Genomic DNA, 24,311 nt, shown 5'->3' on the forward strand with positions numbered 1-24,311 from the left:
GTCCTACCGCGAGGCTTTTCGACAGGTGCCCCTGACATTGGCTGGGAAAGTGGAGTTGCACGTGCGTGACAAGACGCAGTTGACACGGCTCGAAACAGAAACTGTCAATTCCGCCAAAACCCGCAAGCCCCTTTATGCCGCGCGTCAAAAGATCTTTCCGAAGCGCGCCTCGGGCAACTTTCGTCGCTTCAAATGGCTGGTGATGACGATCACCCTTGGCATCTATTACCTGGCTGCGTGGCTGCCTTGGGCTCGCGGTCCATTTGCCCCGGACCAGGCCGTGCTGCTCGATGTCGCCAATCGGCGCTTCTACTTCTTCTTCATCGAGATCTGGCCGCAGGAATTCTTCTATGTGGCCGGCCTATTGGTCATGGCCGGCGTTGGACTTTTCCTGATTACCTCGACTGTCGGCCGTGCCTGGTGCGGCTATGCATGTCCGCAGACCGTGTGGGTCGATCTGTTCCTTCTCGTTGAACGTGCGATCGAGGGGGACCGCAACGCCCGAATGAAACTTGACGCTGGTCCCTGGACCGCCCGCAAGCTGATGCTGCGCGTATCGAAGCATGCCGTCTGGCTGGTCATCGCTGCGGCGACCGGCGGCGCCTGGATTTTCTATTTCGCTGATGCACCGACACTTATGGGCGAGCTTTTCACCGGTACCGCCGCACCTGTCGCCTACATCACCATCGCCGTGTTGACGGCGACCACCTACACGTTCGGCGGCCTGATGCGCGAACAGGTCTGCACCTATATGTGCCCATGGCCGCGCATCCAGGCAGCCATGCTCGACGAGAATTCGCTCACCGTCACCTACAATGACTGGCGCGGCGAGCCGCGATCGCGCCACGCCAAGAAGGTGCAAGCCTCGGGGCAGTCCGTCGGCGACTGCGTCGACTGCAATGCCTGCGTCGCGGTCTGCCCAATGGGAATCGACATTCGCGACGGCCAGCAGCTCGAATGCATTACCTGCGCGCTGTGTATCGACGCCTGCGACGGCGTCATGGACAAGCTCGGCAAGGAGCGCGGGCTGATCTCCTACGCGACGCTCTCCGACTACAACGCCAACATGATGCTGGCGACCGCAGGCGGCTCCAGTTCAATCAATCCGTCGCTGGTCAGGACTGCTGTCGGCACCTTCTCCGATCAGGTGGCGCATTTTCACATTCGCAAGATCTTCCGGCCGCGCACCTACATCTACATGGGCCTATGGTCGCTGATCGGGCTGGGCCTGCTCTATTCGCTGCTGACGCGCGATCGGCTCGAACTGAACGTGCTGCATGACCGCAATCCGCAATTCGTCACGCTATCCGATGGCTCCATCCGCAATGGCTATACCGTGAAGCTGCTCAACATGATCCCTGAGCCAAGGACAATCGTCGTCACCATGCAGGGTCTGAAGGGTGCCGACATGGTCGTCGTCGGCGACGACATCCCGGCGGGCCGGTCTTTCGCCATCCCGGTCGAACCCGACCGCCTGAAAACGTTGAAGGTCTTCGTTCGCCAGCCCGCGGACCAGATCCACGCCCCGGCACAGACCTTCAAGTTCCGTGTCGAGGATAAGGCGAGCTTCGAGTCGAACGAATACACCGCCACATTCAACGCGCCAGAGGCCGCCAAATGACCGCCAATGCCCAAAAGCTTCGCGAATTCACCGGCAGGCACATGCTGGCCATCATTCTCACCTTCTTCGGGGTGGTCATCGCCGTCAACCTGACCATGGCCACGCTCGCCAATACGAGCTGGACCGGCCTCGTCGTCGAGAACACCTATGTGGCCAGCCAGCAATTCAACAAGGAGGCCGAGGCCGGCCGCGCCCAAGCAGCGCTCGGTTGGACCGGCAAGCTGACCATCGCATGGGGCGAAGTCCGCTACAGCCTCACCGACGCCGCCGGCAAGCCGGTTCCTCTGCACGGCGTCAAGGTGCTGTTTCGTCATCCCGCCTACGAGAAAGAGGACAAGTCCGTCACGCTCGCCCTCGCCTCCGGCCAGGAGTTCGCCGCCCAGCATATGCCGAAGGACGGCGTCTGGATCGTCGAAGTCGACGCCGATGCCGGCCTGACACGACCCTATCGCGACGTCCGCAGGATTATGATTTCCCATGGAGCGCTGCAATGAGCTGTTGTGCACCGGGCGCTGAAATGGCGCTGGATCTGAACGGCGCCACGTCGGTCCTGCCATCCAGCCAGGAGATCAGGTTGGCGAGCCGATCGCTTGGCGACAATCTTCGGCAGACCGATCTTTCAGTGCCGACGGTTCATTGCGCCGCCTGCATCCAGACGATCGAGGCGGCACTTGGAAAGCTCGATCACGTCGAAAGCGCGCGCGTCAACCTGTCGACGAAGCGGGTCGCGGTCCGGTGGCGAGGAGACGAGGTGCCACCCTTCGTCGCCGCGCTTGGCAGGCTGGGCTACGAGGCGCATCTGTTCACACCCGAGGTCGATGACAAGGACAAGACGCTTGCCGAACTGATCCGCGCCGTCGCTGTTGCCGGCTTTGCGGCGGGCAACATCATGCTGCTTTCGGTCTCTGTCTGGTCCGGCGCCGAAGGTGCTACCCGCGACCTGTTTCACTGGGTCTCGGCGCTGATCGCCATTCCTGCCCTCGCCTTCGCCGGCGGAATCTTCTTCCGTTCGGCCTGGAATGCTTTGCGCCATGGTCGCATGAATATGGACGTGCCCATCGCGGTCGGTGTTTCGCTCGCCTATGCCATGAGCCTCTATGAGACGATCAATCATGGCGACCACGCCTATTTCGACGCGTCGGTATCGCTGCTGTTCTTCCTTTTGATCGGGCGCACGCTGGATCATGTGATGCGGGAGCGTGCCCGGACTGCCGTGAAGGGCCTGTCTCAGCTGGCCGCGCGTGGCGCCATGGTGATGCGCGGCGACGGCGCGCGCGACTATCTGCCGGTCGGCGAGATCGAACCAGGCATGCGGTTGTTGATCGCGGCCGGTGAGAGGATCCCCGTCGACGGCAAGATCATCCAGGGAACGTCGGATCTCGACTGCTCGCTGGCCTCAGGCGAAAGCACGCCGAAAAACGTGGCGCCGGGCGAAGCAGTACAGGCCGGCGTGCTCAACCTTACCGGCCCGCTGACGATTGAGGCGACAGCCGCCGCAAAGGATTCGTTTCTCGCGGAAATGGTCCGGTTGATGGAGGCCGCCGAGGGCGGCCGCGCGCACTATCGCCGTATCGCCGACCGCGTTTCAGCGCTTTATGCCCCAGTGGTCCATCTCACCGCCTTTGTGACATTCCTGGGCTGGATGGCGGCGACCGGCGACTGGCATCGGGCGATGACGATCGCCATCGCCGTTCTCATCATCACATGCCCGTGCGCGCTTGGCCTCGCGGTGCCGATCGTGCAGGTGGTCGCGGCGCGGCGGCTTTTCGAGAGCGGCATCATGGTCAAGGACGGTTCGGCCATGGAGCGCCTCGCGGCGATCGATACTGCCGTGTTCGACAAGACCGGCACGCTCACGCTCGGCCAGCCCCGGCTGGTCAATGCGGACTCGATTGATCCGGCGATGCTGGCAATCGCCGCCGACATGGCTGCGCATTCCCGCCATCCGTTTTCAAAGGCCATAGCCGGTTTTGCCGCTCCTGGCGGGCAGCACAAATTCGATACTGTGACCGAGCATCCCGGGTTTGGAATCGAAGCCACTGACGCGGGAAGCACCTGGCGACTGGGTCGACGCGGATGGGCCGGCTGGAAGGCTCGAACTGGCGGTGAAGGCAAACACGGCTACGGCGGAACGGTCCTGACGAGAAACGGGATGATTGCCGCATCCTTCGTTTTCGAGGATGCGTTGCGCGCCGACGCTGGAGCGGGCATCCAACAGTTGAACGGTGACGGGGTGTCGATCGAAATGCTGTCGGGCGATACCGCCGCAGCCTGCGCCGAAGTGGCAAAGCTGCTGGATATCGACGACTTCGTTCCGTGCCTGCTGCCATCGGGCAAGGTCGAGCGCATCGAGACCCTCGCGAAAGTTGGGCACAAGGTTCTGATGGTTGGCGACGGCCTCAACGATACGCCGGCGCTGAGCGTGGCGCATGTCTCGATCGCACCGGCCACCGCCGTCGACATTGGCCGCAACGCGGCAGACTTCGTCTTCCTGCGCGAAAGCCTCCTGGCGGTGCCGCTCGCCCTGGGCGTCTCGCGCAAGGCAGGACACCTGATCCGGCAGAACATCGCAATCGCAATCGTCTACAATGCGGTGGCAGTACCAATCGCCATCCTCGGGCACGTCACGCCCTTGATAGCGGCGATTGCCATGTCTGCCTCATCGCTGCTTGTTATTGGAAACGCATTGCGCTTGCACGGCTTCATGGCGAATGCGACGGTGCAAGTTATTCAAAAAGTCAGACGCTCCGCAGTCAGCTATTCGGCACAATCCTCGTGACGACCTTACTCTATCTCATACCCGTGGCCCTTTTTCTGGGTGCATTGGGCCTGTCCGGCTTCGTCTGGGCATTGCGAAGCGGTCAATACGAAGATCTCGACGGAGCCGCCGAGCGGATACTAATTGATCGGGACGACAAACCGGAACGCTGATTTCAATCCGCTGTGCATAAGATGCGCGGATCGCGCTCGTCAGTCGAGCCGGCTCGGTCGGGAACAAGCTGTCCATGCTCCATGACCACCTTGACCTAAGCTGCGCACTACATCGATTTGTGAAAAGCCTCTGTCGTGCGAAGGACTGCCTCCCATTGCACCAATATGAGGCGGCTGATGCCACGAAAGTACCTCGCGTGGCCGACGAGAGCTTGGCAATGTGCGCACGGGTTCCAAAGTGGAACGTCGCGATCGATCACCCGACCGAGAACCGACAGTGCCGGTTGGTCATGTCTGGCTGATCCAGATCAGGGTCATACTCATCGGTGTGGTCTATAGACCAGTCTTCGAGGGAGAAATGCATGACTCACGGAAAGTTTGGTCGTCATTATCAGCACCTTCACGGTGCCGGGTTTTTCTGTCGTGTGGTCGGCTATGCCTTGTGCTTACGGCGCAGCCATTTACCTGACCAGGGTCGTGTGTATCTCGCTTGCTGGCTGGCCATCAGCGTGGCTGCGCGGAAACGGGGGCCGATCAACAGCTTTCGCCTTTGATGGGTTGTGTGCGTCGTTCCCGATCCATCCGGATTCCCGGCCCGCGCCTTGAGGCTATGCGACGGCACCGGAACTCAGCGTACGTCACGCGGTTCCGGGCGCGTGGTGTCCGCTCGTCACGACGATCAACGAACAAACGGCTGGAGTGCCATGAAAACCGTTCACATCATCGACTGCCACTACGCGAAAGACTACTACCACGACAAGCACGAGGGACCGATCCTGCAGCAGTTGTTAAAGGCTTTCAACATCCACTCGGACTATCGCATTACTTTGGACCGAAAGCATTTTCGTGAGGCTGTAGTCCAAGCGAACAAGGCGAAGTGCGACGTGCTTCACATCGCTGGGCACGGCAATGGAGACGGGATCGCTTCATCCAGTGGGCGAGGTAGCCTACTTTGGGCTGACTTCGTAGAAATGTTCCAGGGCTCGGATCCAGCGCCGAAGATCCTCGTGATGTCAACGTGCTGCGGAGCATCATCGGGGTTGGGACGTGCGTTTTCGAGATCGACCAACCGTCCGAAGTTGATCATTGGTTCGAGTGACGCGCGCTATTTCGACGACTATGTCGCCGCGTGGGCTTTGCTCTATCGGCGACTGAATTGCAAGGACATCGACATCGAAGCCATGCAGCAGGTTCTTGCGAAGATATGCGCGGTCGTGCATAAAAGTTTCCGCTACCTTGGCTGGGATGACGAGAGAGAGCGCTACGTTCGATACCCTAGCAAGAGAACCCGCTTCGACGTCGTGGAGCGTGAGTAGCTATGCGCACGGGTTCCAAGTGGAATGTGGCCATCGATGCGGCGCGGCCGTGGCTGACCAGCGTCGCGAGTGTCTCGCTTGCTGGCGGCGATCTGCGCGGCTGCGCGGCGAAAGGGCGGGTTCGGTTAGCCGCATCCACCTCTGAGCGGGTTGCATGCTTCGTTGCCGATCCATGCGAATCCCGCGGCCCAGCGCCTTTAGGCAATGCGGCGGGCACGGAGCTCAGCGGATGTCACTCGGCTCAGTTCCACCGTTACACGAGGATAGCCGACGGGATGGCGGCACGCTGATGGGCTCTGACGAGAATTTTGACATCGTTGTCGTTGGAGCCGGGCCGGTCGGCCTTTCGTTCGCTGCGTCGCTTGCCCAAAGCGAACTCAAGGTGGCAGTTGTTGAACAGAACACATTCTATAGTCTGGCGAATCCGGCTTTCGATGGTCGCGAAATCGCGCTGACCAACGCTTCGATCAGAACCCTTCGCGAGCTCGGCGCCTGGGATGTCATCCCGGCTTCGGACAAATCAGCACTTCAAGGCGCGCGCGTGCTCAACGGCTCGAGCGCATTCGCTCTTCGTTTCGATCCTCCCAGCAACTCTGGAGAACCGCTGGGGGTTTTGGTTCCAAATTGCCGGATCCGGGAAGCGCTGTTCAAAATCGTCCGCTTGCAGGATCGCGCCCGGCTGTTGTGCGGCCATTCGGTCGTCGATGCAACAAACAGCCAAGAAGGAGCAGTCGTAACGCTCTCTAATGGCGCGCGTTTAACTGCTCGGCTTGTTGTTGCCGCGGATTCGCGTTTGTCCGCCACGCGTGATCTGCTGGGCATCGGCGCCGATATCAACCGGCTTGGCCACTCGATGCTGATTTGCCGAGTGAGGCACGAGCGCGCCCACCACCAGATCGCCATCGAATGGTTCGATCACCATCAGACGATAGCGATATTGCCCCTCGCGGAGGGCATGTCGTCGCTGCTGCTCACATTGCGCTCAAACGAGGCCTATAGACTGCTTGCCTTCGATGACGATTTGTTCCTGTCGGAGTTGACGAAACGGTGTCGAGGGCGCCTTGGAAAAATGACCTTGGCAAGCAAGCGCCATACCTATCCGCTGGTCACGACGTGGGCGCACAAATTCCGGGCCCCGAGCGCCGCACTCATCGGCGACGCTGCCATCGGCATGCACCCGGTGACCGCTCACGGATTCAACATCGGCCTCAGCAGCCAGAAGCAGCTCGCCCGTGGAATCATGACTGCGTGCCGCGACGGCCGCAATGTTGGCGACCCCGACATGCTGCACATATACGAAAGGCGGCTGCGCCTGTCGGCGGCGCCGCTCTACCATGCAACGAACATACTGGTTGGACTCTACTCCAGAGACCACCTGGCGGCACGGCTTGCAAGGCATCTGGGGCTTCGCTTTGCCCAACATGTTCCCCTTGTCCGGCATGGGATTTCGGCGGAGCTCCAGCGGTGATACTGCACCAGCAGTTGCATTTTTGCGCGATGTGCTGGCCGAGCGATGGGAGAGAGTGCATCATGCGCCGGAGTAATCCTGCTCCCGACGCTGATCTCCGATTGAAGAATTAACCCGTCCTTCAGGGGGGCTGCGTAGGCTGCGGACAAGCAGGAGTAAGCAAGCTGACCCGTCCAGCCCTGGAAAAAGAAGATCCGCTGGAGGCGAGAATCCTTCAGGACCAGCTCGCTGATCTGAGGGCAGGCCTTTTCGTCTCAATGCCGATAAGCATTGTGCTGTCCGGGCTGATTTTGACCGTGCAGGCCCTTTCCGGGAACGGTCTTGCTGGCGCGGCCTGGTTTTCGGTCGTTAATGCGATAAATGCCGCCCGCCTTGCACTCGCCCGTCATCAGCTGAAGGAACCCGGAGTCCAGGATGATCTGACACGGGTTTGGCTGCGGCTTCGCTGGTTTGGCAGGCTTGCTCTTCTGGCGGGATTCACCTGGTCATTCCTTGCCATCCTAACGGCTGGGTACACGACGTCTCAAGCATCGCTGCATCTAATAATTCTGGCGGGCATTTCAGCTGGCGCGGTCACGTACGGCAGCTCATATGCTGCGGCAGCGATATACTTCATCACACCGCCACTCCTCATTGCCGCCGCATGCTTGCTGACGAAGGGAACCCTGGAAAACTACATTCTGGCTTTTGCCGTCCTGCTTTTCGAGGGCGGCCTGGTTCGAGCCTCGTTCGTTGGACAAGCGCGCTTCCGTGACGCGAGCCGCCTGAGACATCAAGCCGAGCGGCTTGCCGCGGAAATGGAGCGCAATTCCAGGGAGGACCATCTTACCGCGCTCCTCAACAGGCGCGGCCTCGAACATGCAATCGATCAGTTTGAGAACACTGATGGGCCCTTGGTCGCCATGCTGATTGATCTGGATGGGTTCAAATCTGTCAACGATACCTACGGTCACAGAACGGGTGACGAGCTGCTTGTCAGGATCGCCCGCCGAATAGAGGAAGAAGCACCGGAGGGCTCAACGCTCGCCCGCATCGGTGGGGATGAATTCGTGCTGGTTTTTTCTTCGCGAAAGAATTCTCCTTCTCCCACCAATCTCGCGTCCAATCTCATAGCCAAGCTTGCTCGCCCCTATCCTGGGATCGCATCGGTCCGCATTGGAGCGTCTATAGGAATCTACTTGGCTGAAAACCCCGGACTAACGGAAATGTTGTTGCGGGCCGACATCGCCCTTTACACAGCTAAGCGCCGCGGCAGGAATGAATTTCGTCTGTTCGATGCCGAGCTAGCCCGGGAACTGCAACGCCGCCAGTCAATCGAACGCGATCTTCATTCGGCGATAACGATGAGAAGCTTGGTCCCTTGGTTCCAGCCAATCGTAAGACTCGAAACTGAGGCCGTCGTCGGTTTTGAAGCCTTGCTAAGGTGGTCTCACCCGCTTCACGGTCCCATTTCTCCGCCCGAGATCATGACAGCGGCACGCGAAACTGGAATGCTTCAGCTGCTAACTCAAACGGTATTCGCCGACTGTTGCGCTCTTATCGAGGGCTTGGTCAAAGCTGACTGTCGTGATGTTCGTGTGGCGATGAATGTTTCACCGCGCGAATTGGAAGCTGGCGATATTGACGAGATGATTCTTAATGGTCTGGCGGCAAAAGACCTCCCTGCAACGATGTTCGACATCGAGATTACCGAAGAAGCCCCGGTGGATCCGGACAGAGTGGATGAAAAGCTCGGCCGGCTTTCACATGCTGGCATTTCTATCGCGCTCGATGACTTCGGCACCGGTTTTTCGACGTTGGCATCGCTCAAGGACAGTCGGATCAGGAAGGTGAAAATAGACCAGGGCTTCATTCGCGGCTTAGCCAAGTCCCGGGAGGATCGGCTGCTTGTCAAAGCGGTGATTGATCTTGGTAGGACGCTCGGGATCGAGGTCATGGCCGAGGGCGTTGAAACAGAGGCAGATCGGCAAACTCTGTACAAGCTTGGCTGCAGAACCGCGCAGGGCTTCCTGTTCTCTAAGGCAGTGCCTCTCCATCTGGCACTTGATTCGGTAGTAAAAGAGCACGCGAAGGAGTTGTGACCGGCCTCTCCGTCCGTGCTGCTCGCGGAACTTTCATGTGGGGTGGACCTGGCGCGCGAAAGCCGTTTCGGACGGTAGAGTTATTGCGGGGGCGGAACTGAGCACGTGGTTTGGATGCAGCAATCCGGTCCACCGGCGCACACGCAGCGGCTTGATACAAGCGTTCAAGTTGCGAGATGAGCTTGAGTGAACGACGTCGGAGAATTGCGTCCCTTGGACGCTCGTTTCGCGGTTCCCGTAGGATTCGAATACAGGCAAGCGTTCTTGGCCGCTTCTCGGCTCAGCGCTCATCCGGATGAACAACGTACCCGCGGTCAAGGTCTTCGCGACCTCAACGCAGTCACCATCCCGCAACTTCACGTCCAGAACAGCAGCGGCCGGGGCTGTCCTTGATCAAGCGCTCAGCCTCAGCACAGGTGCTGGAGCAACGGTATAGCCGGCTTCGCAAAGAGCGCACTCTTGATCGAGTGGGATCAAAGCTTCGTCCGTCGACAACGAGAACCAGAGGCTTCTCAAACCCTGCCACGAGATCAATTGGCGCAGCGGTCACGACCGTCTCACGCCTGACGAATTGAAGAGCGCGGAAAACGTGTATCGGAATGCGCTGGCTCACCATAGCAAGCTGCCACGGCATGTCGAATGTCCGCAAGCGGTCGGACCGTTCCCTTGCATTTGTGTCGATGACGGGCTCTCAAAGCTAAAGCCAGGGGAGCTCTATAAAATCGCACCCCATCGGGCTGCGCAACCACGACCAGCTGAGGCCCGATCGGGTGCTAAGGTCGTGCCAAAAAGACGCGTCACTGTCGCATTTCTAACTGGCTTGCGGTGTCGCGCCTCTAAATCGCTTTGACACACAGCGACCGGCTAAGGCTGGATGTGCGGTCGAACATATGGACGCCAGCGTAGCCATATCGCGTTTTCATCCCTTGACCGTACCCAATTCTATCCGCTCCTCGCAATTAGAGATTGCCTGTCGGCTACTCATATTGAGCGATGTTTGTCGCCTCGATTGCCTCGCCAATGCCGATCATGCAGCCTGCCGGATGAACGGACGAACATCCTCGAGTCGAATAAATGGACCAGACCGACGAGAGTTCAGAGTGGGGCGACAAGCGACGCGCTAGAGTTCTTGGGACGTCATCTCTTGGCGATCATGCCCCTTCTCTCAAGTGCGCTTAGCGGCGCCGATGGCGAATAGCGCAAGCTTTTCCATCCGTTTCTACTCCACTACCGAGACTCGTCACCAACCTCCTTTTATTCGCTTCCATATGGCCCATCCTGTTTCCAATCGAGGAGGAACGCGAACATGAGCCAAGCCGTAGAACGTCTCAGTCTCGGGAATTCTTCTGCTCGCCAAACTGCCGTTGTCGCCGGCACCAGGTTTGGCACCGTGACAGTGCACGACAAGATATCAGGCGTTCCTGTCTGGGCTGAACTTTTGAATTCGAGCCGGAGGGACGGGTGTTTCAAAATTTTTGTCGGTTTTAGGCAGAGCGGAATTGTCCCTCCGATGGCCTGCGCACCGGTCAAGCTTCGTGAGCACTTCAGGTTCGTCGATCAGGCATAGGTTTCTGTCACGATGCCACGTGCTGGCCGTTTGCCTAGTTCGGAAGCTTTCGAGAGGCGTTGCGCGCCTTGCTATGGCGTCGCCCCTTTTTCCGATCCATCGGCCACGGAGCTCGAATGCTGTCTAGCTGTTGCGGCCTACTTGGTCATCCGTCATGGAGATGCCTATACACCGACCTTCGAAAGGCTGGAATACGAGGTCGAACAAATGCGGCGGAAGCTCGGAAATCGCGAGCGAGCGCAGCGCGTGCTGGTCACGCTCAACCTAAATGGCTCGGACAGCTGGAGCCGTGAGGTTGGTTCTCACGGCCTGGATGGCGCAATCACATTCGCCCGGGCGGGGTAAAAGCGATTTTTTGGAGCCACTCGCGCTTTTGCGCTAACGAAGGTCCCGCGCCGTATTTCGGCCGGATCCATTTGTGGCCCATCAGAGAGGCAATTACCTTCTCCGGCGCCTCAACTGCCGTCAGCCGGTCCTCGAAAGTGTGTCGCAGGCTATAAAGACTATGCTCGGAAGTCGGCAGAAGTTCCTTGCTGGCGAGCACCTTGTTGACGAGCGCTGAAAGTGAGGCGGCCTTGTCGCGATAACGAGGAAAGCCGTCCGGATGGAGCTTGATGGCTGCAAGTGCGCCGCCAACCAAGGGAATGTCACGGGCTGAATGACCGGTCTTTAAGCGACGGCCATTGGGGCGCACCCGCACATGCGGGATTTCTTGATCGAGGTGGATTGTTTCGGTGGTGAGGTTTGCCGCTTCAGAAAGCCTGAGTCCGGTATCGGCAATTACATAGATTAGATGGCGGGCTTCGTCATTGAGTCCGTCGAGCGCGCCTTCAGCGAGTATCTTCTCCTGAATGAACTCCGCTGGGAACGCAGCGCGTTGCCCGGGGACGGCGCCGGAAAGACGGAGGTTGCGAAAAACCGGCTCCAGCTTGAGCTGGTGAGTCAGATCGACGACGCGCAGCATTTTCGAAACATGGCCGATGTCCTTGTTGGCCGTACCGATATCAAGTCCGTCCTCAACGATCCGCTTTTGCCACCACTCGCGGAACGCGACTGCGTCGTCCCGAGTGAGGCTTGCGATCTCCTTGTCGCCAATGACTCCAACCAGATTAGCAACTGCGCGCTTTTTGGGGTTACGCCATTTCTTGATTTGGTTGGGCGACATAGTCAGCAAGTTCTGTTGCTCGATCGTCTCGAATTCCTTGATAAGACCGCTCAGGCGGACCGCTGGCCGCTTCTCCCCACCCATCACCGCCGAGACGTCCTCCGCGTCCTCGATCGATTTTTTGTCGAGAAGCAGCTTGATGCGGGCCATGAGTTCGTCGAGCGGCCCCGCTGCTAGTTCCTCGTTAGTGCGATAGGCCAATCCAAATGACCGCGCGCGCTTCCTCGCGGCTTCGAAACGCAGCCCCGCCTCGGCGGATTGGCCTTCCCGCAGTCTACGCCAATACGCCTCCAGCCCTGCGCCGAGGCTTTGCACTGCATCTCGCGCCCGTACACCGCGGGGATCGTCAGCCACGGCGACCCCCGTGGAAATGCGTACCAGGCAGCGGCGATCAAACGCCGCGAATTCCTTCGGCACCCTGCGAACGAGATACCAGATGCCTTCACGTTTATGCGGCCTTGGCGCTGCGGAACGTCGCATTATCTTTCTCTAATGTTACACAGTTTGTTACACAGTCTGAGATAGGTTTCGCTTCGCACTGGTCAAGCGCAACAAGGAAGTTTTTGAAAAGAAAGGATTTTATGGAAGCTGGATGGCGGAGAGAGCGGGATTCGAACCCGCGTTACGGTTTCCCGTAAACACACTTTCCAGGCGTGCGCCTTCAACCACTCGGCCACCTCTCCGTCTTGGCATTTCGCGTCGGCCGGTTTCGCCGCGCGGGTTGGGGAGATGCGTCTCCCTTGGGGGATTCCGGTCCGGAACTCGGTACCGTGGGCGCCGTCAACCAACGGACACCCTTTCCCCGCACCTGAGCCGTCAAAGCAACAGGCGCGGGGCTCATCTAGTCGATCCGGCATCGAATGCCAAGCCATAACGGCACTCTATTCGCTTTGCCGGGTACAGATGGTTTTGTCGTGCTACCGACGCAATGCTCCCGATGCGGCGACTGTCGAACGACGTGCACGGGAAATGCCGAAAAAAACCTGCCGCGCTTGACTTCGCTGTTGGCCGCCTATCGAGTGTCCGTCAGCTTTGCGGGGGCGGCATGACATCGAGCAACGAGCAGCCGGCCAGCGGACGGTCGGCCAGGCGACCGGACAGCGGGCTGTCCTACATCCCGCCTGCCTGGCTCGCCTTGGTCATGGCCTGGTCTGTTTACGGCATGATCTCGGGATGGCCGCTGACCAGCGACTACGGCCTGCCGGACAGCGTTTACTATCTCATCTATGGCAGCCTCGCCGCCAGCATCGTCATCTTTCTGTGGGGGCTTTTTGTCCTCGGTCTCGCCTTCAACCGCTCGGCGCGTTTTCCCAGGCATTTCACGCTTTGGCAGGTCGCCACCATACTGTGGCTGCTGGCGAGGCAGTGCTACATCCTGGTCACGCCGGACTTCGTTTTCTCGGCCAGAGGGCTGGCCATCACCGGCGCTGAAATCGCCATCGGCTTGCTCTGCATCTACCTTCTGCGCCGCGGCTCGGGCGCCGATGCAGTCTATGCCAATCCGGGAACCGAACGCCCGCCGGTGCTGGCCTCGATCATCGCCACCTTGCTCGGGGTCATTCTCGGCGCCGCGCTCGGCGCCTGCGCCGGGTTTTTCGGCGGCTTGATGGTCGCGAATCTCACCGACATGAGCTGCTTCGAGGGTGCCTGCGCCTATTTTGCCCTGTTCGTCGGGCTGGCCGGGCTGGTTGTCGGCGCGGTGGCGGGCGGTGTGCTCGCTGTCTGGCGCGTCAATCGGCGAAAGCTGAAACCGGCAGCGTAGCTTCAAATTCGCGTGTCGCGATTGCGAACAAAGCGCGCGCACACTATCTCTCTGTTCGAAACAGACGTGCAGTCTGTCTGCTAAGGTCCTGGGGAGGAAAGGTCTGCATGTTTCGCTTTCTTTTCCGTCTCGCGGCAATGGTTGCGCTTTCGGTTTCCGTCATCATGGCGGTGCTCGATACGACACGCTCGGTGGCGGCCTCGGCGCTGGTCATGACCCCGCTCAACACAAGCTGGCTCGCCGTCTCGCCGGATACGCGAAGCGCCTTCGAAAGCTTCGTCCGCGACAAGGTCAGTCCGCTGCTGTGGGACGGCGCCGTCGCCTGGGTGCTCAACCAGCCCGGCTTCGCCGTGTTCGCGGTGCTTGCCTTCATTCTCTACATGATCGGCTACAGGCGGGAGCGGCCGACAGGGCGGTTCGCCCGGACTTGATGACTTGTTGCTGATGGCCTTCAGGCGTCCCCAAACGAAGAGAAATCCCAAATCAAAGAGAATCCCAAATCAAAGAGAAAGGGAGACCGCGCATGTTTTTTCTCAGCGACATGCTGAACAAGAAGCTCAATCTGCCGAAGCCTGCCGAGGCGCTGCCGGGTCGTGCCAAGCCTATCCCGACGGCATCCAAGCACTTTGTCTCGAAGCGGCCGCTCAAGGGGCCTTATCCCGAGGGGCTGGAGACAGCGATGTTCGGACTGGGCTGCTTCTGGGGCGCCGAGCGCATGTTCTGGCAGGTCGAGGGCGTATGGGTCACGGCTGTCGGCTATGCGGGTGGCGTCACCCCCAACCCGACCTACCAGGAAACCTGCACCGGTTTGACCGGCCATGCCGAAGTCGTGCTCGTCGTCTACGACCCGAAGATCGTGTCCTATGCACAGCTTCTGAAGCTGTTCTGGGAAAGCCATGACCCGACGCAGGGCATGCGCCAGGGCAACGATGTCGGCACCACCTACCGCTCGGCGATCTACACGTTCGGCGATGCGCAATACCAGGCGGCGATCGCCTCGCGCGACGCCTATGAAGCCTCGTTGCGCGGTGCCGGCCGCGGCAAGATCACCACCGAGATCGCGCCGGCGCCAGAATTCTACTTCGCCGAGGAAGACCACCAGCAATATCTGGCGAAGAATCCCTACGGCTATTGCAATCTGCAGGGCACCGGCGTTGCCTGCGCCATCCCGGCTGCCGTCTCCGCCTGAGGCCGTTGTCGAGGCGATGATCCGTGGCGCCGGGATGCGGCGCCACGCTTTTCCAAAAGGTCAAAATTCCGCGTGAATTTTGTTTCGGGCCGTGCCAGATTGGCCCGAAGCGGGAGGAAGACACTCCTGTCTGATGTCGCATGCCTGCCGGAGAACCGGGCGGGCAGGCGGTGCGTAACGGAAAAAATAACCGACAGGGTGTGGATCACATGAAACGTATCGTTCTCGGCCTCCTGGCCGCAACTGCGATGGTTCTTCCGGCCTTCGCCGCGGACATTCAGCCCGCGCTTCTCTACGATCTCGGCGGCAAATTCGACAAGTCGTTCAACGAAGCGTCCTTCAATGGCGCCGAAAAGTTCAAGGCCGAAACCGGTATCGCTTATGTGGAATTCGAGGTCAGCAACGCGACCCAGCGCGAGCAGGCGCTGCGCCGTTTCGCCGAGGATGGCCGCAATCCGATCGCCATGGCGGGCTTCTCCTGGGCGGATGCGCTGGAGAAGATCGCCGTCGAGTTTCCCGACACCAAATTCGCCATCATCGACATGGTCGTCGACAAGCCCAATGTCCGCTCCGTCGTCTACAAGGAGCAGGAAGGCTCCTACCTCGTTGGCGTGATGGCGGCGATGGCCTCGAAGTCGAAGAAGGTCGGCTTCATCGGCGGCATGGACATTCCGCTGATCCGCAGATTCGGCTGCGGCTATGTCGGCGGCGCCAAGGCAGCCGGCGCGACCGATGTCATCCAGAACATGACCGGCGATACGCCGGCAGCCTGGAACGATCCGGCCAAGGGCGGCGAGATCGCCAAGACGCAGATCGACCAGGGCGCCGACGTGATCTATGCGGCGGCAGGCGGAACCGGTGTTGGCGTGCTGCAGGCAGCGGCGGATGCCGGAAAGCTCGGCATCGGCGTCGATTCCAACCAGAACGGACTGCAGCCCGGCAAGGTGCTGACCTCCATGGTCAAGCGCGTCGACGTTGCCGTCTACAACACCTTCATGGACGCCAAGAACGACAAGTTCACCGGCGGCATCAACGACCTCGGCCTCAAGGAAGGCGGTGTCGACTACGCCATGGACGACAACAACAAGGCGCTTGTCGATGACGCGATGAAGGCGGCGGTCGAAAAGGCCAAGGCCGACATCATCGCCGGCACCGTCAAGGTGCACGACTACATGTCGGACAACGCCTGCCCTTATTGATCGACCGACATCGCGGATCTGATCAAAGCCGCCGGGGTGAAAACCCGGCGGTTTTGCGTTATGGATGGCGGACCGCAAAAATAATATCCGGCAAGAGGAGGTAACGGCCGATGGCAACGGTGACGGGAATAGGCGGCTTCTTCTTTCGCGCCAGCGACCCGCAAGCGCTGACCGCCTGGTACGAGAAGCATCTGGGCATTGTCGACATCGCCAAGACCGTCTGGAAACAGGAGGCTGGCCCGACCGTCTTCGCACCGTTCCGTCGAGAGAGCGACTATTTCGGTCGCATGGATCAGCAGTGGATGATCAATTTCCGCGTCGATGACATCGATGCGACCGTGGCCGATCTCAAGGCGGCGGGCATCGCCGTCGAAACTCGCGCCGAATGGGATTCAGAGGCCGGCCGCTTCTGCCGCATTCATGATCCCGAAGGCAATCCGATCGAACTTTGGCAGCCGTCGAAAGCCGCTGCCTGACCTGAGAACCGCGTGGGCCGGCTGCACGTATTCGCGGCCGTCCAGCTATGCGGTCGCTTTCACCGGCCACGCTCGTTGCTCTTCCTCAGTCGCTCACCAATGCGGCGGCTTGGTCACCGGCACGTCCGGTGCGGCCTGTTCCTCCAACGCCAGGAAGCGGTCGGTGAGCGCATCGAGCTTGCGCTGCATGCGCTCGATCACCTTCCACTGCTCGGCGATCTGGCCGGACAGTTCCTCGATGGTCTTCTCCTGCTCGGCGGCGCGTATTTCCAGCGTTGTCAGCCGGTCGGCGGGCATGGTCATTTGAAAAACCTCGGGTTCTTGCTGCGCAACTCCCAAGAGATGCGAATTTTCTGGGTCTGCCACATTAGAGCGACGGGCGTCCAATTGGACGCACAAACTACGCTCTGACACTTACAATCTTCGCATCGTGCTTTCCGAAAATCGAATCCGGTTTTCCGGCCGATGCGACAGCGAATGTGAAGGCTGCGGCCACGTTCGAAATTGACAAGCGCGCGGGGATTTGTCGAGAGTGAACGCTGCTCCGGCCAATTGGCACAGACGGGGCGTCATGCTAGGCGTTTTGACCAAGCGATAAAAAAATAAGAGTGGGACAGGCTGCATGGCGCAAGCCGCAATCGAGCTGATCGGCATCAACAAGAGTTTTGGCGCCGTGCGCGCCAACCGCGACATCAATCTGGAGATCGTGCGCGGCACCATCCACGGCATTGTCGGCGAGAACGGCGCCGGCAAGTCGACACTGATGTCGATCCTCTATGGCTTCTACCAGGCCGACAGCGGTGAGATCCGCGTCGGCGGCCAGCCGGCGTCGATCAAGTCGCCAAACGACGCCATCGCGCTCGGCATCGGCATGGTGCATCAGCACTTCATGCTGGTCGACAATTTCACGGTGCTGGAAAACGTCATTCTCGGCGCCGAAAGCGATGCGCTGCTGAAGAAGAGCATCGCCAAGGCGCGGTCCGAACTGGAACGGCTCGAGCGCGAATACGGGCTGGAAGTCGATCCCGATGCGATCATCGAAGAGTTGCCGGTCGGCCTGCAGCAGCGTGTCGAAATCCTCAAGGCGCTGTATCGCGGCGCCGAGATCCTGATCCTCGACGAGCCGACGGGCGTGCTGACGCCCGCAGAAGCCGACCATCTGTTCCGCATCCTCAAGCAGCTGAAGGAGCAGGGCAAGACGATCCTGCTGATCACCCATAAGCTGCGCGAAATCATGGCGATCACCGACACGGTCTCGGTCATGCGCCAGGGCACGATGGTGGCGACCAGGGAGACCAAGAAGACGACAGTCGAGGAGCTGGCCGAGCTGATGGTCGGGCGCCGTGTGCTGCTCAGGGTCGAGAAGGGCGAGGCGGAAGCCGGCGGCGTCAAGCTCGCGGTCAAGAACCTGACGGTGAAGGATTCCCGCGGCGTCACCATGGTCGACGACATCTCCTTCGATGTGCGCGCCGGCGAGATCGTCGGCATCGCCGGCGTCGCCGGCAACGGGCAATCCGAAATGCTCGAGGCGATTTCCGGCATCAGGCGCGCCGTCTCGGGCTCCGTCATGCTCGACGGCAAGCCGATCGATCTCACCGGGGCCGCCGATCCCGGCGAGCTGCGCGACCGCGGTCTCGCCCATGTGCCGGAGGATCGCCATCACGTCGGGCTGGTGCTGGCCTTCGAGGAGAACGAGAATTCGATCCTCGGCTATCACGACGATCCGCGCTATCTCCGGGGGCCGTTCCTCAATATCGATGCCATCCGCGACGACGCCAGGGACAAGATCACCAAATACGACATCCGCCCGGCGGACTGCCGCCTCAAGACCGCCAATTTCTCCGGCGGCAACCAGCAGAAGATCGTGTTGGCGCGGGAAATGGAACAAGACCCAGGCGTGCTCATCGTCGGCCAGCCGACGCGCGGCGTCGATGTCGGCGCCATCGAATTCATCCACAAGCGCCTCATCGCCATGCGCGACCAGGGCAAGGCGGTGCTGGTGGTCTCGGTCGAGCTCGACGAGATCCGCTCGCTGTCCGACCGCATCCTGGTGATGTTTGCCGGCCGCATCGTCGGCGAGCGCGGCCCGGATGCGAGCGAAGGCGAGCTCGGCCTGCTGATGGCTGGCGTCGAGCGCCAGGAGGCGGCGGAATGAGCACTCCCTACGCCAAGCTGCCGGCCTGGGCCGATTACGGGCTGATTCCGGTGATCAATCTCGCCGTTGCCTTCGTCGTCGCCGGCTTCGTCGTGCTTCTGGTTGGCGAAAATCCGTTCCGCGCGGCCGCCGTCCTGGTCGAGGGCGCGTTCGGCCGTGGGCAAGGCATCGCGTTCACGCTTTTCTACGCCACCACCTTCATCTTCAGCGGGCTTTCGGTGGCGGTTGCGGCGCATTGCGGCCTGTTCAACATCGGTGGCGAGGGCCAGGGCTATATAGCCGGTCTCGGCATCGGCATCGTCTGCCTGGCCTTCGACAGCGTGCTGCCCTGGTGGCTCACCTTCCCGCTGGCGATCATCGCCGCCGCGGCAATGGGGGCGCTGTGGGCGCTGATCCCGGCCTATCTGCAGGCCAAGCGCGGCTCGCACATCGTCATCACCACCATCATGTTCAACTTCATCGCCGCCAGCGTCATGGTCTATGCACTGGTCGGATTCTTGAAGCCGGCCAATTCGATGGCGCCGCAGACGCGCACCTTCCTCGAAGGCGCGCAACTGCCGAAGCTCAACTGGGTCATCGAATTGTTCGGCGCCAAGATACGCTCGGCGCCGTTCAACATCAGCTTCCTGCTGGCGCTGGCCATGGCCTTTCTGGTCTGGGTGCTGATCTGGCGCACCAAGCTCGGTTACGAGATGCGCACCTACGGCCACAGCCCGAAAGCGGCGCGCTATGCCGGCATTTCGGAGACCCGCATCATCATCGTCGCCATGATGATCTCGGGCGCGCTGGCCGGCATGATGGCGCTCAACCCGACGATGGGCGACCAGCATAATGTCGCGCTCGAATTCGTTTCGGGCGCAGGTTTCGTCGGCATCGCCGTGGCGCTGATGGGGCGGCTGCACCCGGTCGGCATCGTGCTCGCCGCAATATTATTCGGCATGCTCTACCAGGGCGGCGCCGAGCTCGCCTTCGAGATGCCGGCGATCAGCCGCGACATGATCGTCATCATCCAGGGCCTGGTCATCCTATTCGCCGGCGCGCTCGAGCACATGTTCCGGCCCTATGTCCAGGCGCTGTTCGCCTCGCTCAGTCCGAGATCTGTCGGCATGGAAGCGATCAAGGGGAAGGGTGCCTGAGATGGATTTGTTCAACGCCGTTATCCAGGTTCTGGACTCGACCATCCGCCTGTCGGTGCCCTTGCTGCTCGCTTGCCTCGCCGGCCTCTATTCGGAGCGGGCCGGCATTTTCGATATCGGGCTCGAGGGCAAGATGCTGGTCGGCGCCTTCGCCGGTGCCGCCGCAGCCTCCGTCTTCCACTCCGCCTATCTCGGCCTCGGCATGGCCATCCTCATCTCGGTCGCCTTCGCGCTGATCCACGGATTTGCCTCGATCACCCATCGCGGCAACCAGATCGTCTCCGGTGTGGCGATCAATTTCATCGCCGCCGGATCGACGATCATGCTCGGCCAGGCCTGGTTCCAGCAAGGCGGGCGCACCCCGGCTTTGGCCTCGGACGAGCGGTTCGGAGCGATCATCTGGCCCGGCGCGGACGCGCTCAGGGGCGTGCCGATCCTCGGTCCGATATATTCGGAACTCATCTCCGGCCATTCCGTGCTGGTCTATGTTGCGTTCCTCGCCGTGCCGTTCACCTGGTGGGTGCTGTTTCGCACCCGTTTCGGCTTGCGGATGCGCGCGGTCGGCGAGAACCCGGCCGCTGTCGACACCGCTGGCATCTCGGTCGCCTGGCTGCGCTACCGGGCGCTGATCTGCACCGGCGTGCTCACCGGCATTGCCGGTGCCTATCTGTCGATGGTGCAGAACGGCGGCTTCGTCAAGGACATGACCGCCGGCAAGGGTTATATCGCGCTGGCCGCGCTGATCTTCGCCAAGTGGAAGCCAGTCAACGCCATGTTCGCCTGCCTGTTGTTCGGCTTCCTCGACGCGCTGTCGATCCGCCTGCAGGGCACGCCGCTGCCGCTGATCGGCAAGGTGCCGGTGCAGCTCATGCAGGCGCTGCCCTATATTCTCACCGTCATCCTGCTCGCCGGCTTCATCGGCAAGGCGATCCCGCCGCGCGCCGGCGGCGTGCCCTATGTCAAGGAACGCTGAGCATGGGCCCCGAAAAGTGGAAGCCGGTTTTCGGACCGGGCCATGCGAAAAGGAAAATATGAGCATGGCCCCGAAAAGTGGAAGCCGGTTTCGGACCGGGCCATGCGAAAAGGAAAATATGAGCATGGCCGCGAAAAAGTGGAAGCCGGTTTTCGGACAGATCATTCTAGGGAAAAACTAAATGTCGCATGACCTGTTCGAAGCGGCCAAGGCCGCCATGGCCAAGGCCTATGCGCCCTATTCGAAATTCCCGGTCGGGGCGGCACTGCGCACCGAGGACGGCCGCGTCTTTGCCGGCGCCAACATCGAGGTCGCGTCCTATCCGGAAGGCTGGTGCGCCGAAACCACCGCGCTCGGCCACTACATCATGGGCGGCGGCGGCAGGATCACGGAGATCGCGGTGATCGCCGAGCGCATGGCGAAATGCTCGCCCTGTGGCGGCTGCCGGCAGCGGCTGGCCGAATTCTGCCGGCCGGAAACCAAGCTTTATCTCTGCGACAATGGCGGCGTGGTCGAGACTGTGACGATGGGCGAGATGCTGCCCTACGGCTTCCAGGGCGATATTTTGAAATGAAGGAAGCGCTCGATCATCTCGTCGAAAGGCTGGACGGGCTGGCGCCCGCCACCGCGCTCGTGCTGGGTTCGGGCCTCGGCGGGCTGGTCGACCAGGTCGAGGACGCCGTCCGCATTTCCTATGCCGAATTGCCGGGTTTTCCCAGAAGCGGCGTCACCGGCCATGCCGGCGAGGTGGTGGCGGGACGTTTTGCCGGCACGCCAGTGCTGATGCTGTCCGGCCGCGCGCATTATTACGAGCAGGGCAACGCGGCGGCGATGCGGCCGGCGCTGGAGGTGCTCGCCGGCCTCGGCATCTCGCAACTGATCCTCACCAATGCCGCCGGCTCAGTCGATTCGGACATGGGGCCAGGCTCGGTGATGCTGATCACCGACCACATCAACTTCTCGGGCTCCAACCCGCTGATCGGCGAGCCAAGCGACCGCCGCTTCGTCGGTCTGACCGAAGCCTATGATGCCGGCCTTCGCTCGGCGATCGAGACGGCCGCGAAGGCGACGGCTACCGCGCTGCATAGGGGTGTCTATATGTGGTTTTCCGGGCCCTGCTTCGAGACGCCCGCCGAGATCCGCATGGCGCGCGTCATGGGCGCCAATGCCGTCGGCATGTCGACCGTGCCGGAAGTCATTCTCGCCCGCTTCCTCGGCCTGCGCGTCGCTGCCTGCTCGGTCATCACCAACCTTGCAGCAGGGATGACCGGGGCGGAGCTTTCGCACCAGGAGACCAAGGACATGGCGCCGGTTGGCGGCGCGCGGCTGGCGACCATTCTCCAGCGTGTGTTCGAAGACGGGCTGCCGGAGAGTAAGGTCTCGGCCTGATGCTTCCCCAGGAAATCATCCGCAGCAAGCGCGACGGCCATAAGCTGTCGGCGCAGGAGATCGCCAGCTTCATCGAGGGCGTGACCACCGGCACCGTCTCGGACGGGCAGGTCGGGGCGTTCGCCATGGCGGTGTTCTTCAACGGCATGAGCCGCGACGAGGCGGTGGCGCTGACGCTGGCCATGCGCGATTCCGGCGACGTGCTCGACTGGTCGGACCTGCCGGGCCCGGTGACCGACAAGCATTCGACAGGCGGCGTCGGCGACAATGTCTCGCTGATGGTGGCGCCGATCGTCGCCGCCTGCGGCGCCTATGTGCCGATGATTTCCGGCCGCGGCCTCGGCCATACCGGCGGCACGCTGGACAAGATGGATGCCATCCCCGGCTATATCAGCCAGCCGGATGTTACGCGCTTCCGCAAGGTGGTGCTCGAAACCGGCTGCGCCATCATCGGCCAGACCGCCGATCTCGCGCCCGCCGACCGCAGGCTCTATGCGATCCGCGACGTGTCGGGGACCGTCGAATCGGTGCCGCTGATCACCGCCTCGATCCTGTCGAAGAAGTTGGCCGCCGGCTTGCAGTCACTGGTGCTCGACGTGAAGGTCGGCAACGGCGCCTTCATGGAAAGGTCGCGCGACGCAGCGGCACTGGCGAACAGCCTGGTCGAAATCGCCAACGGCGCAGGCCTGAAGGCCTCGGCGCTGGTCACCGGCATGAACGAGCCGCTGGCATCGGCAGCCGGCAACGCGGTCGAGGTGCAAAATGCCGTCGACTTTCTCACCGGCCGCGTCCGCGATCGGCGCCTGGAGGATGTGACGCTGGCATTGGCCGCAGACATGCTTCAGTCGGCGGGGCTGGTATCGTCCAACCAGGACGGCATGCGGCGCGCCGCCGAGACGCTTGCCGGTGGCCGCGCGGCGGCCGTCTTCGCGCGCATGGTGGCGGCGCTCGGCGGTCCGGCCGACTTCATCGAGAATCCGGAAAAATACCTGCCGAAGGCGGCGACCGAGTTTGCGGTCAAGGCGACCGAAAACGGCTTTGTCACCGGCATCGCCACCCGCGACATCGGTCTTGCCGTCGTCGGGCTTGGCGGCGGGCGCATACGGCCGGACGACAGCATCGATCATGCGGTCGGCATCACCAGGCTATTGCCGGTCGGTGCGGAGGTACGCGCCGGCGAGGCGCTGGCGCTGGTCCATGCCCGCAACGCCTCCGATGCCGAGGCGGCCGCGGCCGCCGTGCTTTCGGCCTATACGATCGGCGCTTCGAAGCCGCCTGCGGAAAAAGCCGTCATCCGGCGGATCCTGCCGCGCGGGTGATCACTGGACGAGCAACAGCGCGCCGTTTTCGACCTGGTATTTTTCAAGCCGCTGGAGAAAACTCAGACCGATCAAATTGGTGCGCAGTGCCTTGTCGTCGAGCACCACCGCCTGGACGCCGTCGACCGTGATCTTGCCGATCTGCAGGCGATCGACGGTCACCAGGGCAGCCTTGATCGCCCCGTTGGCGGTGTTGACGGTGTGGCGGAAGTCAGACGCGTTCAGCGAAATGCCGATCCTGCGTGCGGTCGAACTGTTGATGGCGACGAGCGTGGCGCCGGTGTCGATCATGCCGTCGACCTGACGGCCGTTGAGCTTGAACGCCGACGTGAAATGCCCGCGCGCATCCGCCGTGACCACGACCTTGCGGCCGAGCGGCTGCGGCGTCGCCGATCTGTCGGGAACCCCGGCCAGGTTCAGGTCCGTTTGCGTTTCGATCGTGGGCCTCGCCCCGACCGCCGATTTCAGCAGGCCATCGAGCATCTGCGGATTCGATTGATAGAGGATCGGGAACGACGCCGATGTTACGGCGAGCACGCCAAGGATGAGAAGATTGCGCAGCAG

The 24,311-nt window shown here is 61.3% G+C and carries 21 protein-coding genes and 1 tRNA gene; 18 read left to right on the plus strand and 4 right to left on the minus strand.

What is annotated here, in order from left to right:
• Positions 1-61 precede the first annotated feature (61 nt).
• The 7 genes from ccoG to EJ075_RS17260 all read left to right on the plus strand — a co-directional run bounded on the left by ccoG (position 62) and on the right by EJ075_RS17260 (position 9,417).
• Positions 62-1,621, plus strand: coding sequence for a cytochrome c oxidase accessory protein CcoG (gene ccoG / locus EJ075_RS17230; RefSeq protein ID WP_095488560.1), 1,560 nt, complete (start codon positions 62-64; stop codon positions 1,619-1,621).
• Entirely contained in the window at positions 1,618-2,115 is a 498-nt protein-coding gene (locus EJ075_RS17235; RefSeq protein WP_095488535.1) for a FixH family protein, read from the plus strand. The genes ccoG and EJ075_RS17235 overlap by 4 nt, the downstream gene beginning before the upstream one ends.
• Complete coding sequence (locus tag EJ075_RS17240; RefSeq protein ID WP_095488534.1) at positions 2,112-4,400, plus strand: cation-translocating P-type ATPase; 2,289 nt, start codon at positions 2,112-2,114, stop codon at positions 4,398-4,400. The genes EJ075_RS17235 and EJ075_RS17240 overlap by 4 nt, the downstream gene beginning before the upstream one ends.
• Positions 4,397-4,552, plus strand: a complete 156-nt coding sequence (gene ccoS, locus EJ075_RS17245) for a cbb3-type cytochrome oxidase assembly protein CcoS (RefSeq protein WP_095488533.1) — start codon at positions 4,397-4,399, stop codon at positions 4,550-4,552. Before EJ075_RS17240 ends, ccoS begins: the two co-directional genes overlap by 4 nt.
• 704 nt (positions 4,553-5,256) lie before the next feature.
• Positions 5,257-5,868: a hypothetical protein gene (locus EJ075_RS17250; protein ID WP_095488532.1), complete on the plus strand. Its 612-nt coding sequence runs from the start codon at positions 5,257-5,259 to the stop codon at positions 5,866-5,868.
• A 286-nt stretch (positions 5,869-6,154) separates the two neighbouring features.
• Positions 6,155-7,336 carry a 5-demethoxyubiquinol-8 5-hydroxylase UbiM gene (gene ubiM, locus EJ075_RS17255; RefSeq protein ID WP_185928337.1) on the plus strand — a complete coding sequence of 394 codons (1,182 nt, stop codon included), beginning with the start codon at positions 6,155-6,157 and terminating at the stop codon, positions 7,334-7,336.
• 257 nt (positions 7,337-7,593) lie between these two features.
• Entirely contained in the window at positions 7,594-9,417 is a 1,824-nt protein-coding gene (locus EJ075_RS17260; protein WP_245457939.1) for an EAL domain-containing protein, read from the plus strand.
• Positions 9,418-11,306: 1,889 nt separating this feature from the next.
• Here the strand turns inward: EJ075_RS17260 and EJ075_RS17265 are convergent.
• Together EJ075_RS17265 and EJ075_RS17270 are read right to left on the minus strand one after the other, a co-directional pair.
• A complete protein-coding gene (locus EJ075_RS17265; protein WP_126105066.1) occupies positions 11,307-12,629 on the minus strand; it encodes an integrase in 1,323 nt (440 codons plus the stop codon).
• 113 nt (positions 12,630-12,742) lie between these two features.
• Positions 12,743-12,832: transfer RNA gene (locus EJ075_RS17270), tRNA-Ser, on the minus strand.
• A 362-nt stretch (positions 12,833-13,194) separates the two neighbouring features.
• On the opposite strand from EJ075_RS17270, the gene EJ075_RS17275 reads away from it, so the two are divergent.
• The 5 genes from EJ075_RS17275 (at position 13,195) to EJ075_RS17295 (ending at position 16,775) form a co-directional block, all read left to right on the plus strand.
• The gene (locus EJ075_RS17275) at positions 13,195-13,911 is read left to right on the plus strand and encodes a DUF2569 family protein (RefSeq protein WP_126105067.1); all 717 of its coding nucleotides are present in this window, start codon (positions 13,195-13,197) and stop codon (positions 13,909-13,911) included.
• A gap of 107 nt (positions 13,912-14,018) precedes the next feature.
• Positions 14,019-14,342 (plus strand): hypothetical protein, encoded by a 324-nt coding sequence (locus tag EJ075_RS17280; protein ID WP_126105068.1) that lies wholly within the window; start codon positions 14,019-14,021, stop codon positions 14,340-14,342.
• A 92-nt stretch (positions 14,343-14,434) separates the two neighbouring features.
• A complete protein-coding gene (gene msrA / locus EJ075_RS17285) occupies positions 14,435-15,100 on the plus strand; it encodes a peptide-methionine (S)-S-oxide reductase MsrA (RefSeq protein WP_095488527.1) in 666 nt (221 codons plus the stop codon).
• A 209-nt stretch (positions 15,101-15,309) separates the two neighbouring features.
• A complete protein-coding gene (locus EJ075_RS17290; RefSeq protein WP_095488526.1) occupies positions 15,310-16,299 on the plus strand; it encodes a BMP family ABC transporter substrate-binding protein in 990 nt (329 codons plus the stop codon).
• A gap of 110 nt (positions 16,300-16,409) precedes the next feature.
• A complete protein-coding gene (locus tag EJ075_RS17295) occupies positions 16,410-16,775 on the plus strand; it encodes a VOC family protein (protein WP_095488525.1) in 366 nt (121 codons plus the stop codon).
• A gap of 93 nt (positions 16,776-16,868) precedes the next feature.
• On the opposite strand, the gene EJ075_RS17300 is transcribed toward EJ075_RS17295, so the two are convergent.
• Complete coding sequence (locus EJ075_RS17300; protein WP_095488524.1) at positions 16,869-17,078, minus strand: SlyX family protein; 210 nt, start codon at positions 17,076-17,078, stop codon at positions 16,869-16,871.
• A 319-nt stretch (positions 17,079-17,397) separates the two neighbouring features.
• On the opposite strand from EJ075_RS17300, the gene EJ075_RS17305 reads away from it, so the two are divergent.
• The 6 genes from EJ075_RS17305 (at position 17,398) to deoA (ending at position 23,747) form a co-directional block, all read left to right on the plus strand.
• Positions 17,398-18,930 carry an ABC transporter ATP-binding protein gene (locus tag EJ075_RS17305; protein ID WP_126105069.1) on the plus strand — a complete coding sequence of 511 codons (1,533 nt, stop codon included), beginning with the start codon at positions 17,398-17,400 and terminating at the stop codon, positions 18,928-18,930.
• A complete protein-coding gene (locus EJ075_RS17310; protein WP_126105070.1) occupies positions 18,927-20,066 on the plus strand; it encodes an ABC transporter permease in 1,140 nt (379 codons plus the stop codon). Before EJ075_RS17305 ends, EJ075_RS17310 begins: the two co-directional genes overlap by 4 nt.
• A gap of 1 nt (position 20,067) precedes the next feature.
• On the plus strand, positions 20,068-21,039 hold the full coding sequence (locus tag EJ075_RS17315; protein ID WP_126105071.1) for an ABC transporter permease: 972 nt from the start codon (positions 20,068-20,070) through the stop codon (positions 21,037-21,039).
• Between the two features lie 181 nt (positions 21,040-21,220).
• Positions 21,221-21,613, plus strand: coding sequence for a cytidine deaminase (gene cdd, locus EJ075_RS17320; RefSeq protein ID WP_095488520.1), 393 nt, complete (start codon positions 21,221-21,223; stop codon positions 21,611-21,613).
• On the plus strand, positions 21,610-22,428 hold the full coding sequence (locus EJ075_RS17325; protein WP_126105072.1) for a purine-nucleoside phosphorylase: 819 nt from the start codon (positions 21,610-21,612) through the stop codon (positions 22,426-22,428). The genes cdd and EJ075_RS17325 overlap by 4 nt, the downstream gene beginning before the upstream one ends.
• Positions 22,428-23,747 carry a thymidine phosphorylase gene (gene deoA / locus EJ075_RS17330; protein WP_126105073.1) on the plus strand — a complete coding sequence of 440 codons (1,320 nt, stop codon included), beginning with the start codon at positions 22,428-22,430 and terminating at the stop codon, positions 23,745-23,747. Before EJ075_RS17325 ends, deoA begins: the two co-directional genes overlap by 1 nt.
• On the opposite strand, the gene EJ075_RS17335 is transcribed toward deoA, so the two are convergent.
• The gene (locus EJ075_RS17335) at positions 23,748-24,311 is read right to left on the minus strand and encodes a TIGR02281 family clan AA aspartic protease (RefSeq protein WP_126107359.1); all 564 of its coding nucleotides are present in this window, start codon (positions 24,309-24,311) and stop codon (positions 23,748-23,750) included.

This window comes from Mesorhizobium sp. M6A.T.Cr.TU.016.01.1.1 (assembly GCF_003952585.1).
In the GTDB taxonomy this organism is placed as follows: Bacteria; Pseudomonadota; Alphaproteobacteria; order Rhizobiales; family Rhizobiaceae; genus Mesorhizobium; species Mesorhizobium mediterraneum.

Bases quoted from the DNA above. Each gene is read 5' to 3' on its own strand.
- EJ075_RS17305 (WP_126105069.1), top strand. From the start codon at position 17,398: ATGGCGCAAGCCGCAATCGAGCTGATCGGCATCAACAAGAGTTTTGGC.
- EJ075_RS17300 (WP_095488524.1), bottom strand. From the start codon at position 17,078: ATGACCATGCCCGCCGACCGGCTGACAACGCTGGAAATACGCGCCGCC.
- EJ075_RS17290 (WP_095488526.1), top strand. From the start codon at position 15,310: ATGAAACGTATCGTTCTCGGCCTCCTGGCCGCAACTGCGATGGTTCTT.
- EJ075_RS17275 (WP_126105067.1), top strand. From the start codon at position 13,195: ATGACATCGAGCAACGAGCAGCCGGCCAGCGGACGGTCGGCCAGGCGA.
- EJ075_RS17250 (WP_095488532.1), top strand. From the start codon at position 5,257: ATGAAAACCGTTCACATCATCGACTGCCACTACGCGAAAGACTACTAC.
- EJ075_RS17325 (WP_126105072.1), top strand. From the start codon at position 21,610: ATGAAGGAAGCGCTCGATCATCTCGTCGAAAGGCTGGACGGGCTGGCG.
- msrA (WP_095488527.1), top strand. From the start codon at position 14,435: ATGTTTTTTCTCAGCGACATGCTGAACAAGAAGCTCAATCTGCCGAAG.
- EJ075_RS17265 (WP_126105066.1), bottom strand. From the start codon at position 12,629: ATGCGACGTTCCGCAGCGCCAAGGCCGCATAAACGTGAAGGCATCTGG.
- EJ075_RS17315 (WP_126105071.1), top strand. From the start codon at position 20,068: ATGGATTTGTTCAACGCCGTTATCCAGGTTCTGGACTCGACCATCCGC.
- EJ075_RS17295 (WP_095488525.1), top strand. From the start codon at position 16,410: ATGGCAACGGTGACGGGAATAGGCGGCTTCTTCTTTCGCGCCAGCGAC.
- EJ075_RS17240 (WP_095488534.1), top strand. From the start codon at position 2,112: ATGAGCTGTTGTGCACCGGGCGCTGAAATGGCGCTGGATCTGAACGGC.
- EJ075_RS17235 (WP_095488535.1), top strand. From the start codon at position 1,618: ATGACCGCCAATGCCCAAAAGCTTCGCGAATTCACCGGCAGGCACATG.
- EJ075_RS17280 (WP_126105068.1), top strand. From the start codon at position 14,019: ATGTTTCGCTTTCTTTTCCGTCTCGCGGCAATGGTTGCGCTTTCGGTT.
- EJ075_RS17260 (WP_245457939.1), top strand. From the start codon at position 7,594: ATGCCGATAAGCATTGTGCTGTCCGGGCTGATTTTGACCGTGCAGGCC.
- deoA (WP_126105073.1), top strand. From the start codon at position 22,428: ATGCTTCCCCAGGAAATCATCCGCAGCAAGCGCGACGGCCATAAGCTG.
- cdd (WP_095488520.1), top strand. From the start codon at position 21,221: ATGTCGCATGACCTGTTCGAAGCGGCCAAGGCCGCCATGGCCAAGGCC.
- EJ075_RS17310 (WP_126105070.1), top strand. From the start codon at position 18,927: ATGAGCACTCCCTACGCCAAGCTGCCGGCCTGGGCCGATTACGGGCTG.